Origin of the sequence: Collimonas sp. (genome assembly GCF_044339385.1) — a bacterium.
Lineage (GTDB): Bacteria > Pseudomonadota > Gammaproteobacteria > Burkholderiales > Burkholderiaceae_D > Collimonas.
Genome location: NZ_JBIIVN010000211.1, coordinates 1 through 3,525 on the forward strand (window position 1 = coordinate 1; position 3,525 = coordinate 3,525).

2 protein-coding genes and 1 pseudogene are annotated in these 3,525 nt (G+C 56.9%); all 3 read right to left on the reverse strand.

The window, feature by feature from the left end; translation table 11 throughout:
* A partial coding sequence (locus tag ACIQ0R_RS11935) for a transposase (RefSeq protein ID WP_395827690.1) occupies positions 1-176 on the reverse strand: 176 nt, incomplete at its 3' end.
* A gap of 321 nt (positions 177-497) precedes the next feature.
* Positions 498-2,978 (reverse strand): DNA topoisomerase (ATP-hydrolyzing) subunit B, encoded by a 2,481-nt coding sequence (gene gyrB / locus ACIQ0R_RS11940; RefSeq protein WP_395827687.1) that lies wholly within the window; start codon positions 2,976-2,978, stop codon positions 498-500.
* Between the two features lie 264 nt (positions 2,979-3,242).
* Positions 3,243-3,525 (reverse strand): annotated as a pseudogene (locus ACIQ0R_RS11945) (DNA polymerase III subunit beta); the annotation flags it as partial.

Here is a 3,525-nt window from a genome sequence, read left to right on the forward strand (position 1 = left end):
TTGCTGCCTGCCCCGGTAAGCTTGCCTGCCGCCGCGGCCTTGATCCAGTTGCGCAGCGTCTGGTCGCTCAGCCCCAATTCCCTGGCCACCGCCGGGATCGTCTGCCCATCGGCAACCCGTTGCACGACTAGCTCCTTGAACTCCGCCGTGTACATCTGTTTTGGTATCTTCTTCATTGCTGGTCTTTCCAAAGGATCGTTGATTTTACGTTACCTATGGAAGACTAAATTTCGGGGGAAGCTCAAACCCCGCACCACTGTCGTTTTATGGTGAGAAATATATTACCCTATGGGCAACAAAAACATAAAGAATTGAAATAGCGGCTGGGCCGTTTATATGGATATGTTCAAGGTGAAAACGAATATGTGCAAAAAAACGCCAGAGCATCCCGAAAAGTTTTATTGTGGCCAAATCCCAAAAATTAAAAAAGGCCAATCCGAAGATTGGCCTATGTCATTTATTCAATTGGTCGAGGCGAGAGAGAACAACACGACAAATCAAACATCAATATTCCCCGCCTGCAGCGCATTCAACTCAATAAATGCCCGCCGAGGTTCAACATCATCCCCCATCAGCGTCATAAAGATCTGATCCGCAGCAATCGCATCTTCAATCTGCACCTTCAACAAGCGGCGCACGGTTGGGTCCATTGTGGTTTCCCACAGTTGCGATGGGTTCATTTCTCCCAGACCTTTATAGCGCTGCTTGCTGACGCCGCGTTCGGCTTCGTCGCGTAGCCAGGCCATGGCTTGGTGGAAGTCGGTGATGGCTGACTCTTTGACTTTTTCGCCGGCGCCGCGCTGGATGACTGCGCCTGGGCCGATCAGGCCTTTGAAGGTGGCGGCGGCGTTGACCAGTGCGGTGTAATCCGGGCTGGCGACGAAGTCGCTGTCGATGCTGCTGGCTTTGATGTTGCCGTGGTAGCGGCGGTTGATGCGTAGCGCGTGTTTGTCGGAGAGTTCATCGGATTTGACGATGACTTGTACCGATGGCTCGTTGATCGATGCTTCCAGCGCCTTGGCCGATGCTTCTGCATCTGCCAGGGTATCCAGCTTGAGGGTGACGCCGGTCATGATGGAGGTGAGGGCGGCGCCGTCGATCGCACGGGTCAGGCGCGTGATGATGGAATTGGCCATGTTGTACTGGCGCACCAACTCTGCCAGGGCCGGGCCGCTGATCGGCATGGCGCCTTCGCTTGGCACCAGGGCGGCGTCGTTGAGGGCGACTTGCATCATGTAGGAGACTTCTTCGGCGTCGTCCTTCAGGTAGCGTTCGTCCTTGCCGTGCTTGACTTTGTACAGCGGAGGTTGGGCGATGTAGATGTGGCCGCGCTCTACCAGTTGCGGCATCTGGCGGTAGAACAGGGTCAGCAGCAGGGTGCGGATGTGGGCGCCGTCGACGTCCGCATCGGTCATGATGATGATGCGGTGGTAGCGCAGCTTGTCGGCGTTGAATTCATCGGCGCCGATGCTGGTGCCGAGGGTGGCGATCAGGGTGGTGATCTGTTCCGACGACAGCATTTTTTCGAAACGGGCTTTTTCGACGTTGAGCACTTTACCGCGCAACGGCAGGATCGCCTGGAATTTACGGTCGCGGCCCTGCTTGGCGGAACCGCCCGCAGAGTCACCCTCGACGATGTAGAGTTCGCACAGCGCCGGGTCTTTTTCCTGGCAGTCGGCCAGCTTTGAGGACAGGCCGAGGCCGTCCATCACGCCTTTGCGGCGCGTCAGTTCGCGCGCCTTGCGGGCGGCGTCACGGGCGCGCGCGGCTTCGACGATCTTGCCGCAGATCATCTTGGCGTCGTTCGGGCGTTCTTGCAAATAATCGTTGAGGGTTTTAGCGACGATTTCTTCGACCGGCAAACGCACTTCGCTGGAGACCAGTTTGTCTTTGGTTTGCGAGCTGAATTTTGGGTCTGGCACTTTGACGGACAGCACGCAGGTCAGGCCTTCGCGCATGTCGTCGCCGCTGGTTTCTACCTTGGCTTTCTTGGCGAAATCATGTTCTTCGATGTACTTGTTGAGGATACGGGTCATCGCGGCGCGCAGGCCGGTCAGATGGGTGCCGCCGTCACGTTGCGGGATGTTGTTGGTGAAGCACAGCACTTGTTCGTTGTAGGCGTCGCTCCATTGCATGGAGACGTCGACGCTGACGCCGTCTTTTTCACCGGTGGCCTGGAAAATCGTTGGGTGCAGGACGCTCTTGGCTTTGTTGATGTATTCCACAAAACCGCGGGTGCCGCCTTCGAACGCGAAGCTTTCTTCCTTGCCGGTGCGCTGATCACTGAGCTTGATGTGCACGCCATTATTGAGGAAGGACAGTTCGCGGATGCGCTTGGCCAGGATTTCGTAGTGGAATTCAACGTGCGTGAAGATTTCTTCGTCGGCCCAGAAATGCACTTCGGTGCCGCGCTTGTCGGTATCGCCGATGACTTTGATCGGCGATACCAGCACGCCGTCCTGCATTTCGGTTTCGCGGTTTTGCGGCACGCCACGGACGAATTCCATGTAATGCACTTTGCCGTCGCGGCGGATGGTCAGCTTGAGCAGTTTCGACAGGCCGTTGACGCAGGAGACGCCAACGCCGTGCAAGCCGCCGGAGACTTTATAAGAGTTCTGATCGAACTTGCCGCCGGCGTGCAGCTCGGTCATGACGATTTCGGCTGCGCTGCGCTTTGGATCGTGTTTGTCGTCGTACTTGATGCCGGTTGGCACGCCACGGCCGTTGTCGGTAATCGAGATCGAATTGTCGGCGTGGATGGTGACGTGGATTTCGGTACAGTGGCCGGCCAGCGATTCGTCGATGGAGTTGTCCAGCACTTCGAACACCAGGTGATGCAAGCCGGTGCCGTCAGAGGTGTCGCCGATGTACATCCCGGGGCGCTTGCGTACCGCTTCCAGGCCTTCGAGAATTTGGATCGAGGACGCTCCGTATGCATTGGGTTGCGGCTGATTGGTGTTATCTGGGGCTGATGACATGGCTACCTTCTGAAAAGCTTACTTCGGAACTACATATATTAGGGTTGATGCTGTTTTTGCAAGCAAAGCCGGGGGGGTGCGTGGGCGGCAAACTTGCCCGCTCTACGGCTACAACTTGATGCTCCCGCCGTCATTCCCGCGGCTGCGGGAGTCAATCTTTTTGCCGCTTGCCTGCCGGTATCATCGATTGCCGCGTTTGCGAGAATGATGTCGATGCCAGCCGCGGCGGCGGCGTCCAGACGGGACAAGCGGCAAGCAGCCTGGCTAGATGCGCATCGGCATGACAACGTACTTAAAGTCGGCGTTTTCCGGCACGGTGATCAGTGCTGAGGAATTGGCGTCGCCGAGAGCGATGTTGACGTTGTCGCCCTTCAGGTTGTTGAGCACGTCGAGCAGGTAAGTGACGTTGAAACCGATGTCGACACTATCGCCGCCGTAATCGATTTCCAGTTCTTCAATCGCTTCTTCCTGATCGGCATTGGTAGAGCTGATCTTCAGGCTGCCTGGCGTGACGACCCAGCGCACGCCCTTGAACTTGTCGCTGGTC